The sequence below is a fragment of the Collinsella aerofaciens genome (assembly GCF_018785245.1).
In the GTDB taxonomy this organism is placed as follows: Bacteria; Actinomycetota; Coriobacteriia; order Coriobacteriales; family Coriobacteriaceae; genus Collinsella; species Collinsella aerofaciens_AD.
Genome location: NZ_WQPL01000079.1, coordinates 1 through 318, shown reverse-complemented (window position 1 = coordinate 318; position 318 = coordinate 1). Strand labels below are relative to the sequence as shown.

At 76.4% G+C, this 318-nt stretch carries 1 protein-coding gene; it reads right to left on the bottom strand.

Going from position 1 to position 318, the window contains the following annotated elements:
• Positions 1 to 318, bottom strand: a 318-nt coding sequence (locus tag GPK39_RS09425) for an IS110 family transposase (protein WP_215675240.1), incomplete at both ends; no start/stop codon positions are given.

Sequence of the window (318 nt, the reverse complement as noted above, 5' to 3'; positions counted from 1 at the left end):
GTCCGCGCGATCACCGCGGCGTCGCGCTCGTCGGTCTTGGCCTCGCCGGCGAACAGGCCCGCGGCGCGGCTGGCGGCGAGGCCGGGCAGGTAGGCGACCCCGAGCCCCGCGGCGCGGGCCCGCCTCACGGCGAGGGACCCTATGTTGCGGAACTGGTCGACGACGACGAGCGTGCCGGCGGGCGCGGAGGCGAACAGCGCGTCGAGCTCGGCCTCCCTGTTGCGGACGGGGGCGCTGTCCAGCACCTCCCCGTCGCGGTCGATCAGGCAGGCCCAGTGCGATGACTTGCCGACGTCCAGGCCGAGCACGGCCGCGGGT